This is a genomic window from Spirillospora sp. NPDC049024, from assembly GCF_040649235.1.
Lineage (GTDB): Bacteria > Actinomycetota > Actinomycetes > Streptosporangiales > Streptosporangiaceae > Spirillospora.
The window spans coordinates 53,536-66,284 of sequence record NZ_JBEZFD010000024.1; the positions used below are offsets into that span (position 1 = coordinate 53,536).

Here is a 12,749-nt window from a genome sequence, read left to right on the forward strand (position 1 = left end):
AGGCGCGGGTGCCGGCACTCCAGGACCTTCTGCAGCGGTTCCGTCCGGCGGGAGCGCCGGGCCCGGCGGCGGCCGCCCCGGCGGAGCGCCGGCCCGTGGAGGACGAGCTGGAACCGGTCTTCGCCCGGTTGGCGGAAGCCGAGGAGGACCGGAGGCGCGTCGTCGCGGCGGCGCACGACCGGGCGCGGGGCCTCACCGAGGCGGCCCGCGAGGAGGCGGCCGGCCTGGTGGAGCGGGCGCGCGCCGCGGCCGCCGGCGTCCGGGCGTCGGCCGCGGCCGAGGCGCTGCGGGCCGCCGAGGAGGAGGGAGAGGCGCTGCGGGCCGCCGCGGAGGACGAGGCCCGACGGGTCCGGGAGGCCGCGGCGACCCGGCTGGACGGCCTGGTGGCCCGCGCCATGGGGTTCGTCGGCGGCCTCCTGGACGAGACGAGGGCGGCGCCATGACCGCGGGCTTCGTCGCCGGCCAGGTCCGCGCCCGGGCGCTCGCGCGGAACGTGCTCGGCCCGGGCCGGGGCAGAGCGCTCGCGCAGGCGGGCTCTCTGGCCGAGGCGCTGGCGGGCCTGGCCGCGACGCCCTACGGGAGGCGGCTTCCGGCGGCGCCGGGGCTCGGCGCGGCGCAGCACGCGGTCGCCGGCTCGCTGCTCTGGCAACTGCGCGTCCTGGCGGGCTGGCTGCCGCCCCGGGCCGTGACCGCCATGCGGGCCATGGCCGGATGGTTCGAGGTCGCGAACGTCGACGGCCTGCTCCAGCGCCTGGAGGACCGGCCCGCCGAGGAGCCGTACGCGCTCGGGGCGCTCGCCACCGCGTGGCCGCTCCTGGCGGACGCGCCGGACGCGGGGGCGGTGCGCGAACGCCTCGCCGCCTCGCCGTGGGGCGATCCCGGGTCGGCCGACCCGTACGACGTCCGGCTGTTCCTCAGGCTGTCGTGGGCCTCGCGCGTCTCCGGCCTCGGGGCGCGCGCCGGCGCCTGGGCGGCGGGGGCGGCGGCCGTGCTCGTCGCCGGCGAGCGGTTCGGCGACGGCCGGGAACTCCCCGAGAACGCCTCCGGACGGGCGGCGCGGCTGCTCGGCCGGGCGGCGCTGGAGGCGCCCACCCTGCCCGCCATGGCCGACCGCCTGGGCCGGAACGCCCGCTGGCCTCTTGAGGGCGTCGACGACGCGGCGGACCTCTGGCGGGCCGAGACCCGATGCTGGCGGCGGCTGGAGCGGGACGGCGAGGCGATGCTGCGCGGCTCCGCGTTCGGCATGGAGCCCGTGGTCGGGGCGGTGGCCGTGCTGGCCGCCGACGTCCGTCGGGTCCGCGCCGCGCTGGAGGCGGCGGCGCTCGGCGGGGGATCGGTGGAGGCCTACGATGAGGTGGCCTGAGAGCCTGTGGCCGGTGCGGATGGCGCGCGTCGCGGTCGTGGCCCCCGCCGGGTCGCTGCGCGACGCCTTGGCGCGGGTGGCGGACGCCGGGGTGGTCGAGCCCGAGCCCGGTCCGCGCCCCCACGGCCGACCGGGCGGCGCCGCGCGGCCCCTGCCAGGGGCGGGAGGTCTGGAACCGGCGGTCCTCCCGTTCGCGCCCGATCCGCGCCGGCTGGCCGAGCGCAACCGCCCGGACCTGGTCGAAGGCGAGGCGCAGGTGCGGGAGCGCGCCGACGCCGCGGTCCGGAAGGGGCAGGTGGCCGCGGTCGTCGGATGGATGCCCCGCGCGGCCCACGCGGCGCTGGCCGCCCGGCTCGCCGAGGTCGGCGCCGCCCTGGTGCGGCTGCCGCACCCGCGCGGCGTGGAGGCGCCGACCCTGCTGGCGGGGGAGGACCGCCGGGACAGCCTGCGCGGGTCCCTCGTGCCGCTGGTGGCGACCTACGGCCCCGTCCCGTACGCCGACCTCGATCCGACCCCGCTCGCGTCGGCGGCCTACGTCCTGATGTTCGGGATCATGTTCGGCGACGCGGGCCACGGGCTGATGCTGGTGGCGGCCGCCGCGGCCCTGGCGGCCGGGTGGCCGCGCCCGCCGGCGCGTTGGCGGCGGGCGTGGCCGTTCGTGCTGGGCGCCGGTGCCGCCGCCACGGCGTTCGGGGTCCTGTACGGGGAGTTCTTCGGGCCGACCGGCGTCGTCCCCCGGCTGTGGCTCTCGCCGCTCGACAGCCCGGTCGAGCTGATGGTGTTCGCGGTCGGCCTCGGGACGGCGCTGCTGGCCGGCGCCTACGCGCTGGGCATCGTCAACCGGTGGAGGGAGGGCGGCTGGTCCGCGGCGCTGTACGAGCCCTCCGGCATATCCGGCGCTTCAGTGCTCCTCGGGCTGGGCGCTCTCGCGGCGGGCTTCTATTTCCACCGCCCCATCGTGACGGTCGCCGGTGGCGGCCTCGCGGTCCTCGGCCTGGTGCTGGCCTTCACCGGCTTCCTCGCGCGGGCGGGCGGCGGCGGCACGGGCGCGGTCGAAGCCGTCGTGGAGCTGTTCGACCTGGTCGTGCGGCTGGGCGCCAACGTGGTGTCGTTCGCGCGGCTGGCCGCGTTCGGGCTGACGCACGCGGCGCTGGCCGCGGTCGTCTGGACGCGTACCGCCGCGCTGTGGCGCCATGGCGGCGTCATGCCGGTCCTCGCCGTGGTCCTCTTCGTTCTGGGGACGGCGGTGACGTTCGCCCTGGAGGCGCTCGTCGCGGGCGTGCAGGCGCTCCGGCTGGAGTACTACGAGCTGTTCTCCCGGCTCTTCAACGCGCAGGGCCGGCCGTTCCGGCCCTGGCACATCCGCATGACGGCAGAGGAGGTGGACGCCGCATGTCCACAGGCGTGATGGCGGCCGGGCAGGTGGCGGCCGCGAACTGGGCCCCGTACGTGGGCGCCGGGATAGCGGTCGCCGGGGCCTCGATCGCCGCCGGCGTCGCGGTCGCCTACACCGGCGCCGCGGCGCTCGCCGCGCTGAGCGAGCGCCCCGAGCTGTTCGGGCGCGCGATGGTCATCGTCGGGCTCGCCGAGGGCATCGCCATCTACGGGTTGATCATCGGCATCATCCTGATCGGGAAGGCATGAGCTCCGCGAACGGCACCGGAGGAAGCGCCGCCGGCCGTGTCGCCGTGCTGGGGGAGCGCGCCCGAGTGGAGGGCTACGGTCTCGCCGGGGCGCTGGTCAGCCCGGCGGACGGCGCCGGGGAGGTACGGTGCGCCTGGGAGGCGCTGGACGACGCGGTGGCCGTCGTGGTGCTGACGCCCGCCGCCGCCGAAGTCCTGGAGGACGCGCGCCGCCGGCGTCCAGGGGTCCTGACCGTGGTGATGCCGCCGTGACCGGTGACCGTCACATCGAGAACGCGCTCGCTCCGGTGCGCGCGGCCTTGGCGGACGGCGCCCGCGCCGAGGCCGCCCGCCTGGTCGCCGGCGCCGAACGCGACGCCGCCGCGATCGTGGGCCGGGCCCGCGCGGAGGCGGCCCGGATCCTGGACGACGCGCGGGCGGCGGGACGCGCCGACGGGGCACTCGCCGCCGCGGCGGAGCGCTCCCGGGCGCGCGCGGCCTCGCGCGCGATCGTCCTGCGGGCGCGCAGGGAGGCCTACGAGGAGCTGCGCCGCCGGATCGACGGCGAGGTCCGGGCCCTGTTCGACGGCCCGGACGCCCCGGCGAACGAGCGGGCGCTGACGGCGAGGGCCCGCGGGCTGCTCGGGTCCGGCGCGCTCGTCGGGCGGGTGAGCGGCGGCGGCCTGGTCGCCCGCGGTCCCGGCGCGGAGGTGGACCTGTCCGCCCGCGCCCTCACCGACCGGGCGGTGGCGGCTCTCGGGACGGAGGTGGCGGAGCTGTGGGCGCCGAGGTGACCCGCGTCAACGGCCCCCTCGTGGAGACGTCCGGCATGCGCGGCACGGCGATGAACGACGTGGTCGAGCTCGGCCCGGCCCGCCTCCCCGGCGAGATCGTCGCGCTGGAGGGCGACGCGGCCACCGTCCAGGCCTACGAGTACACCGGCGGGCTCGCGCCCGGCGCGCCCGCCGCCACGACCGGCCGCGCCCTGTCCGCGCCGCTGGGCCCGCACCTGCTCGGCGGCGTCTTCGACGGGCTGCTGCGCCCGCTGAGCGATGCGGGGGTCTGGCTCGACCCGTCCACCCGCGCCGCGCAGGCGGACGCGCGCCGGACCGAGTACTGGCCGGTCCGGCGGCCCCGCCCCTATGCCGAGCGGCTCGACGCCGACACGCCGCTGCACACCGGGCAGCGCGTCATCGACCTGCTCTTCCCCGTGCCGTTCGGCGGGACCGTCGCCGTTCCCGGCGGCTTCGGGACGGGCAAGACGATGCTGCTCCAGCAGGTCGCCAAGTGGTGCGACGCCGACGTGATCGTCTACGTCGGGTGCGGCGAGCGCGGGAACGAGATGGCCGACGTGCTCGAGGAACTCGCGGAGCTGGACGACCCCCGGACGGGCGGCAGGCTCGCCGACCGCACCGTCGTCATCGCCAACACCTCCAACATGCCGATGATGGCCCGCGAGGCGGGCGTGCACAGCGGCGTCACCGTGGCCGAGTACTTCCGCGACCAGGGCAGGGACGCCGTCGTCATCGCCGACTCGACCTCGCGGTGGGCGGAGGCGCTGCGCGAGTTCGCCTCCCGCGCGGGCGAGCTGCCCGGCGAGGAGGGCTATCCGGCCGCGCTGCCGTCCGCGCTCGCCGCCTTCTACGAGCGCGCCGGACGGGTACGGACGCGGGACGGCGCCGAGGGCTCGGTCACCGTCATCGGTGCGGTGTCCCCGCCGGGCGGCGACATGACCGAGCCCGTCACCGCCTACACCGAACGGTTCGTGCGGGCGCGCTGGAGCCTGGACAAGGACCTGGCCTACTCGCGGCACTACCCGGCGGTCTCCTGGTCGGGGTCCTTCGCCCGGGACGTCCCGGTCCTGGCGCGCAGCCACGCCGCCGCCGGAGACCCGGAGTGGGCGCACCGGCGCGCGCGCACGGCGGGCCTGCTGGCCGAGGCCGACCGCCTGACCGCCCTCGCCGAACTCGTCGGCACCGCGACGCTGCCGGCCGCCGAACGCGTGACGCTCGTGGCAGGGCGCCTGCTGCGGGAAGGCGTCCTGCAGCAGAGCGCCCTCAGCCCGAACGACGCGTCCTGCACGCCCGAGCGCACCGCCGCGCTCACCGATGCCGTCCTCGCCGTGGTGGACCGGTGCCAGGACCTGGCCGGCCGAGGAGTCGCCGCCTCCGCGATCGAGGACCTGGACTACTCGCCTCTCGTGCGGGCCCGCGAGGACGCCCGGACCGCGGCGGACGTCCGCGAGCGCCGCGACACGATTCTGAGCAGGCTGGACGGCCTGCCGTGACCGGGGACGCCGACCCGCGGCAGGCGGCGGGGCGCGGCGGCTGGCCGAGGCCCTCCTACACCGGGATCGCGCGGGTCCGGGGACCGCTCGTGGTCGTGACGGGCGCCGGGAGCGTCGGATGGGACGAGTTCGCCGACATCCAGGTCGGCCCGGACGACAACCTCCCAGAAGACGACCGTGCGGAGACCGAACGCGCAGGCGGCGACGCCTCGGACGAGAGGGGCTCGGACGCCGACCGCCACGGGCTCGTGCTGGACACCGCGCGCGACCGCGTGCTCGTGCAGGTGCTGGAGGGCACCGGCGGACTGCGCACGGAGGGCATGCGCGTCACCTTCAGCGGCGCGCCGCTGCGCGTCCCGGTCGGAACGGCCTGGCTCGGACGCGTCTGCGACGGTATGGGGCAGCCGCTCGACGGCGGCCCGCCGGTGCTCGGCGGCGCCGACGCCCCGGTGGTCGGCGTCCCCCTGAACCCCGTGCACCGCGAACCGCCCGCCGAGCCGGTGCTGACCGGGATCTCCGCCATCGACGCCCTCACCATGCCGGCCCGGGGCCAGAAGCTGCCGATCTTCTCCCGGGCCGGGCTCCCGCACCTGGAGCTGGCGGCCCAGATCGCCGCGCAGGCGTCGGCGGGCGACGAGCCCTTCTGCGTCGTCTTCGCCGCGATGGGCCTGACCCACGCCGACGCCGCCGCCGTCCGGGAGACGCTGGAGGGCCGCTCCGCCTCCGGCGAGCTGGTGCTGCTGCTCAACCTCGCCGACGCCCCCGTGATCGAGCGGACCCTCACCCCCCGCATCGCGCTGACCGTGGCCGAGCACCTCGCCTTCGCGGAGGGACGGCACGTCCTGGTCGTCATGGGCGACATGACGTCCTACTGCGAGGCCCTGCGCGAGGTGTCCGCCGCGCGCGGCGAGATCCCCGCGCGCCGCGCCTACCCCGGCTACCTCTACAGCGACCTGGCCTCCCTCTACGAGCGGTGCGGGCGCGTCCGCGGACGCCCCGGATCGGTCACGCTCGTCCCCGTCCTGACGATGCCCGGCGGCGACATCACGCACCCCGTGCCCGACCTGACGGGCTACATCACCGAGGGCCAGATCGTCCTGTCCGAGGAACTGCACGCGCTCGGCGTGTACCCGCCCGTCGACGCGCTGGAGTCGCTGTCACGGCTCATGCGCAAGGCCGCCGGACCCGGCCGCACACGCGCCGACCACCTCGACGTCGCCGCGCAGACGACGGCCGCCCTCGCCGGGGCCCGCCGCGCCCGCGAGCTCGGCGAGCTCATCGGAGCGGGCGCCCTCAGCGACACCGACCGCCACTACCTCGACTTCGAGCGCGCCTGCCGCGAGACCCTCATCTCCCAGGGCAGGACGGAGGCCCGCGCGCTCGACCGGACGCTGGACAGGGCGTGGCAGGCGCTCGCCGCACTGCCGCGCCGCGAACTCACGATGCTGCCGCGCGAGATGATCGACGACCACCTCGGGCGGGAGCGGTGAACACCGGCCCGCGGGGGCGCGCGGGGCGGCTCTGGCTCCGGCAGCGCATCGCGGCCGCCGAAGCCGCCCTCGACCTGCTGGAACGCAAGCTCGCCATCCTGCGGGACGAGCAGGCCGGGCTCCACCGGCTCGCCGAGGGAACCGGCGCGGAATGGGAGCGCCGCTGCCGGGAGGCCGACCGGCTGCTGGCGCGCGCCGCCCTGCTGGGCGGACGCCGCGTGCTGCCCCTGGCCACGACCGGAGAGCCCGCCGACCTGACCGTGGAGCACACCTCCCTCATGGGCGTGGCCTATCCCCGGCGCATCCGCTTCGAGGCGCCCGTCGGGCCCGCGCCGTCGCCGTCCGGCGTCGCCCTGGCCCCGGCGCGCCGGGCCTGCCGGGCCGCGCTCGAAGCCGCCTGCGCCCACGCCGCCGCGACGGCCGCCGCGGCCGCCGTCGACGCCGAGGCCGCCGCCACGCGGCAGCGCATCCGCGCGGTCGAACGCCGCCGCCTTCCCCGGCTGCGCTCCGCACTGGAACAGATCGAGGTCGCCCTGGAGGAGCGCGAACGCGAGGACGGCGCCCGCCTGCGCCTGCTCACGGTCCACGACGACCGGTCCTGAGCACGGCGGACGCATGCCCGATCGCGCCTCTTCGCAATCCCGGTCGTCCTCTACATGGTCGGCCTCGCCGAATTGGTGGCCGTGCCCGATGGCGAAGCGGCCGCGCAGCGGTCATGGTGGAAGCACGGGTCACCAGGTGAAGGCCCGGCCCGCGGGCCGGAACGCCAGGGGAGGACGCATGAACAGGGACCTCCTGAGAGGCGGTCCGACGGCCGCTGCCCCGCCTCCTCGGGACGAGTTGCCGCCCGGCTTCCTCACATGGACGTCGCTCGCCGTCCTGGCCCTGCTCGTGCTGATCACGATGCTGGTCATCGCGTCACTGCGAGTCGTGCCCGAAGGGGAGCGCCTGGTGGTCTCCCGGCTTGGCCGCCCTCCCACGGTGCGGGGGCCGGGCCGTGCGCTGGTGGTGCCGGGCGTCGACCGGTGGGTCCGCGTGCCCCTGCGCTGGAATCCGATGGACGTATGGCTCGAAGCGTCCACTCGGGACGGGGTGCTCCTGCGGCTGAAGGCGATGGTCCTCGTGGCGGTGTCCGACCCCGCCCGCCATGCGCTGCGGCCGGTTCCGCAGACGGCGGCGGTCAGCTTCACCGTGGAGGGCCGGCTGCGCCGCCACATCGCGGACCGGGACCTGAGTGAACTGGGCGGGCTGACCTCCGACCAGATGAGACTCCTGACCAGCGACCTGGATGAGGCCGTCGGCGAATGGGGGCTGACGGTCACGCTGCTGGAAGTCGTCCGAGCCGACGTCCCCCTCGCAGGCCTGAACCGATGGCTCGCCGACCGCGCCCCCGCTCCGCCGCAGTGAGCCTCGGGACGGCCGACCAATGAGCACTCAAGCGAGAGGCCGCCAGCGACCCTCGTAGGCGGGGCCTTCAAGGCGGTAGCGTTTCGGGGCGCCGTTTCCGCGCCACTCGACTCGCATCACTCCGGCGTTCTTCGGCACGGCGCGATGGGGCACGAGCAGTTCTTCGAGCGCGTCATAGCGGGCATCGACTCCTCCCTGCACCGGATGATCCTCCTCAGGGTTCGTGCCCGCCTCGAACCGGTCGTGCCAGGCAATGAAGATCGCCCACTGCTCCCGTTCCATGGCCAGTACTTCGGTGCTCAGGGGCCAGACGCGGTGTTCCGCGCCACCGCCCCTTCCGGGTAGCGCCCAGAAGTAGTGCGGAACGCCGTCGATATCCGCGATGCCTCCCCTCGGACCGTCGTACCACTCGAATTCGACGTGCACCCGTTCGAATCCCGTGGACGACGGCGTTTCCTCCGCGCTCCGCTCCATGGCGCCCATGGTAATTATCCCGCGTTCAGCGACGATGGGGCTGTTCGGTCGCGGCTGTGCGGTTCTCGCTGATCCAGCGGGCGGCGAGCAGGCCGGAGCCGGCGGTGAGGACGGCGGCGGCGATGACGGTGGCGTTGAGGCCGAGGGCGTCGGCGAGGACGCCGGCGACCAGGGCGCCGGCGGCGTAGCCGATGTCGCGCCAGAAGCGGTAGGTGCCGAGCGCGTTGGCGCGCCAGGCGGGGTGGGCGTGGTCGGACACCGAGGCGATCAGGGCCGGGTAGACCATCGCGGTGCCGATGCCCAGGACGGCGGCGGACACGACGCCCGCCAGCAGCGGCCGGGCCAGCAGCGCGAGGGCGAGCACGAAGGCGGCGGACTGGACGAGCATGCCCGCCACGATGAGCGGCTTGCGGCCGACGCGGTCGGCCAGATGGCCGGTGGGGATCTGCCCGAGCCCCCACAGCAGCGGGTACAACCCCTTGATCAGCCCGACGGCGGCCAGGCCGAGGCCGTGGTCGGTGAACAGCAGGGGGAAGACGCCCCAGGTCAGGCCGTCGTTGAGGTTGTTGACCAGCCCGGCCTGGCTGGCGCCGCGCAGCGAGCGGTCCCGCCAGGACGTCCGGGCGAACACGGTGCCCGGCCCGGTCCGCTCCCCGGCGGGGACGGGCCTGGGATGTTGGGCCAGTTCGAGGGCGACGTGCGCCGCGGTGTCCCGTACGACCAGCGACAGCCCCAGTCCCGCGGCGGCGAACACCACGCCGATGAGCTCGGGCGCGGGCCGCAGCCCGTAGGCGGTGGCCAGGTATCCGGTGAGCAGCGAGGTGGCGCCCACGGCGACGTACCCGGCGGCCTCGTTGAGGCCGGTGGCCAGCCCGCGCCGTGCGGGGCCGACGAGGTCGATCTTCATGTTGACGGTCATCGACCAGGTGAGCCCCTGGTTGACGCCCAGCAGGACGTTGGCGGCCACGATCCAGCCCCAGGACGGCGCCCACGCGAGGGCGAACGGCACCGGGAGGCCGACCAGCCAGCCGGCGAGCAGCAGCGTCCTGCGGTGGAACCGGGCGGTCAGCGCGCCCGCGGCGAGGTTGGTCAGCGCCTTGGTGACGCCGAAGGCGATGATGAAGGAGAACACCGCCAGGTCGCTGGTCAGCCCGAACACCGTGGTGCCGATCAGCGGGACGGTCGTGCGCTCCAGGCCGACCAGGGCGCCGACGCAGACGTTCACGACGACCAGCAGCGCGAACTGCGGCCAGTTCTCCCGAAGCCCCAGCCGGACCGGTCGCGCGGACGGGCGATCGGCGGAAACGTTCCTCACGCCCGCGCCCCCGCCTCATCGGGCAGCGGTGGCGGGCGCCTCTCGGCGAAGCCCAAGAGAAGTCCTCCAAGGTCAGGTCGTTGTGGGGATGCGGGACGCATCCGTGGACTACAATATTCCATGGATTTATGGAGGATTGATGGCGAAACAGGTTCCCGCGGGTTCGAAGGCGTCGAAGACGCGGCTGTACGAGGCGTTCGCGGCCGGCGGCAAGGCCCTGGCCAACGGCAAGCGGCTCGAACTACTGGACCTGCTGGCCCAGGGCGAGCGGACGGTCGACGCGCTGGCCGGCGCGGCCGGGCTGAACCTGACGACGGCCTCGGCCCACCTCCAGATCCTCAAGCAGGCCGGGTTCGTCGCCACCCGCCGCGAAGGCGTGCGCATCCACTACCGGCTGGCCGGGGACGACGTCGCGCAGCTGCTCGCGCTGCTGCGCAAGGTCGCCGACACCCACCAGGCCGCCGTCCCGGCCGCCCGCGACGCCTACCTCGGGGACGACGGCGCGGCGGAGATCACGCGCGACGAGCTGCGCGCCAGGGCGGCGGCCGGTGCGGCCACGGTGCTGGACGTCCGGCCGTTCGAGGAGTACCTGGCCGGGCACATCCCCGGCGCTATCTCCATTCCCGTCGAGAACCTGGCCGCGCGGATCGGTGAGCTGCCCGACGGCGGGGAGATCGTCGTGTACTGCCGGGGCGAGTACTGCGTGCTGGCCTACGACGCGGTCCGGCTGCTGGCCGAACACGGCCGCCGCGCGGTCCGGCTCAGCGACGGCATGCTCGAGTGGCGCCTCGCCGACCTGCCCGTCCATGCGGGGGAGTCGGCGTGACTGACGCCGCTGGCCGACGACATCGTGTCCGGCCGTTCCTCGCCCGAGGCGGTCGCGGCGGAGTGAGGGCGCCGGGGACGGGCCGCGCGGGCCGGCGAGGCAGGCGGTCGACTCTGTACCTATTGGTATGTACACTGGCCGGGTGAGTACACGGGAACGGCTGGTGGAGAGCGCGCGCGAACTGCTGTGGGAGCGCGGCTACGTGGGAACGAGCCCGAAGACCATCCAGCAGCGGGCCGACGCCGGCCAGGGCAGCATGTACCACCATTTCGCGAGCAAGGAGGACCTCGCTCGCGCCGCCATCGACCGCACCGCCGAGGAGATGCGCGCGGCCATCGACGCGCAGCTGTCCGGCCCGGGTCCGGCCGTCGAGCGCCTCGCCGCGTACCTGCACCGGGAGCGGGACGTCCTGCGGGGCTGCGCCATCGGCCGGCTCACCCAGGACCCCGACGTCATGGCCGCGCCCGCGCTCCGCGGCCCCGTCGAGGAGACCTTCGCCTGGCTTCGCGCGCGGCTCGCGGCGGTGGTGCGCGAGGGAGTGGACCGGGGAGAGCTGGAGCCCTCGGTGGACCCCGCGTCCACCGCGGCCGCGATCGTCGCCACGCTCCAGGGCGGATACGTGCTCGCCCGCGCGGCGGGAGCCTCCGAGCCCTTCGACCAAGCGATCACCGGAATCCTCGCGCTGCTCGACGCGCGCACCGTCCGCTGACCCCCGAGGAACGCCATGCAGATGACCCATGGAACCGCCGACCGCGCCGCCGCCCCGCCCGAATGGTTCACCGGCGACGCCTGGATCGCGCCGGTGGCCGACTCCGGGGAAGGCGCGCGGACGCAGATCGACAGCGTCCGCTTCGCCCCCGGGGCCCGCACCGTGTGGCACCGGCACCCGCTCGGGCAGGTGCTCGTCGTCACCGAGGGCATCGGGCGCGTGCAACGGCGCGGCGGGCCGGTCGAGACGGTCCGCGCCGGCGACACCGTGCGCATCGCGCCTGGCGAATGGCACTGGCACGGCGCCGCCCCCGACCGCCCGATGACGCATCTGGCCATCGAGCCGATCCCGGACGACGGCGCCTCGGCCGAGGCGGGAGAGCCGGTCGGTGACGGTGAGTACCGGGGCGGCGACGCGGAGGACGTCCCGCCGATCACTCGCACGGTGCTGCTCGACCAGGTCCTGGCGCCGCCCCGGAGCACGCACCGGGTCGAGGTCCGCCGCATCACCATCGCGCCCCGCCGGGCGGCCGGGCTGCATGTGCACAACGGGCCGGTGTTCGGCAGCATCGAGACCGGCTCGGTCGTCTACCAGATCGAGGGCGAGGAGGCGGTGGTCCTCGGTCCCGGTGACGTCTTCCACGAGCCCGAAGGGGCCCGCATCGCGCGCTTCGACGCCGAGGAGGACGGCGTGACGTTCCTCGGGTACTTCCTGCTGGCCGCCGGTCAGGAGGCCGAGATCGAGTTCCCCGGCCTCTGAGCGCGGCGGGCGGCGTCGGGCGCGGCTCGGGCGGGCTCCATCGCGCGGCTCAGGAGTCCAGCCGCCTCAACGCCGAGGCAAGCCGCCGCGTCGCCTCGTCGGCGACCGGCCCCAGGTCGGGACGGTCGCTGACCGACACCATGACCTGCGGGTCCAGCGCCTCCACGACGGTGTCGTCGCCGTCGACGCGGACCACGACGTTGCAGGGCAGCAGCAGGCCGATCTGCCGGTCGATGCCGAGCGCCTGGTGCGCGAGCGCCGGATTGCAGGCGCCCAGGATGAGGTAGGCCTCCATCGACTCGCCGAGCTTCTCGTGCAGGGTGGCCCGCACGTCGATCTCCGTCAGCACGCCGAAGCCCTGGTCCGTCAGCAGCCTGCGCACCTGGTCGACGGTCTCGCCGAACGGCCGCCGCAGTCGGACGCTGATCGAGTAACCCATGATGCTCCCCCCTTGAGGGATGCCTTCCCCAACGGGCCCGCATCAACGCGGGTTCCCG

The 12,749-nt window shown here is 75.6% G+C and carries 16 protein-coding genes; 13 read left to right on the top strand and 3 right to left on the bottom strand.

What is annotated here, in order from left to right; genetic code table 11:
* Window positions 1-8 precede the first annotated feature (8 nt).
* The 10 genes from AB0C21_RS34590 (at window position 9) to AB0C21_RS34635 (ending at window position 8,169) form a co-directional block, all read left to right on the top strand.
* A complete protein-coding gene (locus AB0C21_RS34590; protein ID WP_500210001.1) occupies window positions 9-443 on the top strand; it encodes a hypothetical protein in 435 nt (144 codons plus the stop codon).
* On the top strand, window positions 440-1,363 hold the full coding sequence (locus AB0C21_RS34595; RefSeq protein WP_500210003.1) for a hypothetical protein: 924 nt from the start codon (window positions 440-442) through the stop codon (window positions 1,361-1,363). Before AB0C21_RS34590 ends, AB0C21_RS34595 begins: the two co-directional genes overlap by 4 nt.
* On the top strand, window positions 1,350-2,771 hold the full coding sequence (locus AB0C21_RS34600; protein ID WP_500210005.1) for a V-type ATPase 116kDa subunit family protein: 1,422 nt from the start codon (window positions 1,350-1,352) through the stop codon (window positions 2,769-2,771). Before AB0C21_RS34595 ends, AB0C21_RS34600 begins: the two co-directional genes overlap by 14 nt.
* Window positions 2,756-3,007 carry an ATP synthase subunit C gene (locus AB0C21_RS34605; protein WP_149264590.1) on the top strand — a complete coding sequence of 84 codons (252 nt, stop codon included), beginning with the start codon at window positions 2,756-2,758 and terminating at the stop codon, window positions 3,005-3,007. The genes AB0C21_RS34600 and AB0C21_RS34605 overlap by 16 nt, the downstream gene beginning before the upstream one ends.
* Window positions 3,004-3,258, top strand: coding sequence for a hypothetical protein (locus tag AB0C21_RS34610; protein WP_500210007.1), 255 nt, complete (start codon window positions 3,004-3,006; stop codon window positions 3,256-3,258). The genes AB0C21_RS34605 and AB0C21_RS34610 overlap by 4 nt, the downstream gene beginning before the upstream one ends.
* Window positions 3,255-3,779 (top strand): hypothetical protein, encoded by a 525-nt coding sequence (locus AB0C21_RS34615; protein WP_500210009.1) that lies wholly within the window; start codon window positions 3,255-3,257, stop codon window positions 3,777-3,779. The genes AB0C21_RS34610 and AB0C21_RS34615 overlap by 4 nt, the downstream gene beginning before the upstream one ends.
* Window positions 3,764-5,272 carry a V-type ATP synthase subunit A gene (locus AB0C21_RS34620; protein WP_500210011.1) on the top strand — a complete coding sequence of 503 codons (1,509 nt, stop codon included), beginning with the start codon at window positions 3,764-3,766 and terminating at the stop codon, window positions 5,270-5,272. The genes AB0C21_RS34615 and AB0C21_RS34620 overlap by 16 nt, the downstream gene beginning before the upstream one ends.
* Entirely contained in the window at window positions 5,269-6,762 is a 1,494-nt protein-coding gene (locus AB0C21_RS34625; protein ID WP_500210013.1) for a V-type ATP synthase subunit B, read from the top strand. The genes AB0C21_RS34620 and AB0C21_RS34625 overlap by 4 nt, the downstream gene beginning before the upstream one ends.
* The gene (locus AB0C21_RS34630; RefSeq protein ID WP_500210015.1) at window positions 6,759-7,364 is read left to right on the top strand and encodes a V-type ATP synthase subunit D; all 606 of its coding nucleotides are present in this window, start codon (window positions 6,759-6,761) and stop codon (window positions 7,362-7,364) included. Before AB0C21_RS34625 ends, AB0C21_RS34630 begins: the two co-directional genes overlap by 4 nt.
* A gap of 178 nt (window positions 7,365-7,542) precedes the next feature.
* Window positions 7,543-8,169, top strand: coding sequence for an SPFH domain-containing protein (locus AB0C21_RS34635; protein WP_500210017.1), 627 nt, complete (start codon window positions 7,543-7,545; stop codon window positions 8,167-8,169).
* A 27-nt stretch (window positions 8,170-8,196) separates the two neighbouring features.
* On the opposite strand, the gene AB0C21_RS34640 is transcribed toward AB0C21_RS34635, so the two are convergent.
* Together AB0C21_RS34640 and AB0C21_RS34645 are read right to left on the bottom strand one after the other, a co-directional pair.
* Window positions 8,197-8,643 (bottom strand): hypothetical protein, encoded by a 447-nt coding sequence (locus tag AB0C21_RS34640; protein WP_500210019.1) that lies wholly within the window; start codon window positions 8,641-8,643, stop codon window positions 8,197-8,199.
* A gap of 25 nt (window positions 8,644-8,668) precedes the next feature.
* On the bottom strand, window positions 8,669-9,958 hold the full coding sequence (locus AB0C21_RS34645; RefSeq protein WP_500210021.1) for an MFS transporter: 1,290 nt from the start codon (window positions 9,956-9,958) through the stop codon (window positions 8,669-8,671).
* A gap of 139 nt (window positions 9,959-10,097) precedes the next feature.
* On the opposite strand from AB0C21_RS34645, the gene AB0C21_RS34650 reads away from it, so the two are divergent.
* The 3 genes from AB0C21_RS34650 (at window position 10,098) to AB0C21_RS34660 (ending at window position 12,252) form a co-directional block, all read left to right on the top strand.
* Window positions 10,098-10,784: an ArsR/SmtB family transcription factor gene (locus AB0C21_RS34650; RefSeq protein ID WP_500210023.1), complete on the top strand. Its 687-nt coding sequence runs from the start codon at window positions 10,098-10,100 to the stop codon at window positions 10,782-10,784.
* A gap of 142 nt (window positions 10,785-10,926) precedes the next feature.
* A complete protein-coding gene (locus AB0C21_RS34655) occupies window positions 10,927-11,493 on the top strand; it encodes a TetR family transcriptional regulator C-terminal domain-containing protein (RefSeq protein ID WP_500210025.1) in 567 nt (188 codons plus the stop codon).
* 15 nt (window positions 11,494-11,508) lie between these two features.
* Window positions 11,509-12,252, top strand: coding sequence for a (R)-mandelonitrile lyase (locus tag AB0C21_RS34660; RefSeq protein ID WP_500210027.1), 744 nt, complete (start codon window positions 11,509-11,511; stop codon window positions 12,250-12,252).
* Between the two features lie 49 nt (window positions 12,253-12,301).
* Here AB0C21_RS34660 and AB0C21_RS34665 read toward each other — a convergent pair whose 3' ends face one another.
* Window positions 12,302-12,691, bottom strand: a complete 390-nt coding sequence (locus AB0C21_RS34665; RefSeq protein ID WP_500210029.1) for a DUF302 domain-containing protein — start codon at window positions 12,689-12,691, stop codon at window positions 12,302-12,304.
* Between the last annotated feature and the right edge of the window lie 58 nt (window positions 12,692-12,749).

Bases quoted from the DNA above. Each gene is read 5' to 3' on its own strand.
- AB0C21_RS34640 (WP_500210019.1), bottom strand. From the start codon at position 8,643: ATGGAGCGGAGCGCGGAGGAAACGCCGTCGTCCACGGGATTCGAACGG.
- AB0C21_RS34600 (WP_500210005.1), top strand. From the start codon at position 1,350: ATGAGGTGGCCTGAGAGCCTGTGGCCGGTGCGGATGGCGCGCGTCGCG.
- AB0C21_RS34610 (WP_500210007.1), top strand. From the start codon at position 3,004: ATGAGCTCCGCGAACGGCACCGGAGGAAGCGCCGCCGGCCGTGTCGCC.
- AB0C21_RS34660 (WP_500210027.1), top strand. From the start codon at position 11,509: ATGCAGATGACCCATGGAACCGCCGACCGCGCCGCCGCCCCGCCCGAA.
- AB0C21_RS34665 (WP_500210029.1), bottom strand. From the start codon at position 12,691: ATGGGTTACTCGATCAGCGTCCGACTGCGGCGGCCGTTCGGCGAGACC.
- AB0C21_RS34635 (WP_500210017.1), top strand. From the start codon at position 7,543: ATGAACAGGGACCTCCTGAGAGGCGGTCCGACGGCCGCTGCCCCGCCT.
- AB0C21_RS34605 (WP_149264590.1), top strand. From the start codon at position 2,756: ATGTCCACAGGCGTGATGGCGGCCGGGCAGGTGGCGGCCGCGAACTGG.
- AB0C21_RS34650 (WP_500210023.1), top strand. From the start codon at position 10,098: ATGGCGAAACAGGTTCCCGCGGGTTCGAAGGCGTCGAAGACGCGGCTG.
- AB0C21_RS34595 (WP_500210003.1), top strand. From the start codon at position 440: ATGACCGCGGGCTTCGTCGCCGGCCAGGTCCGCGCCCGGGCGCTCGCG.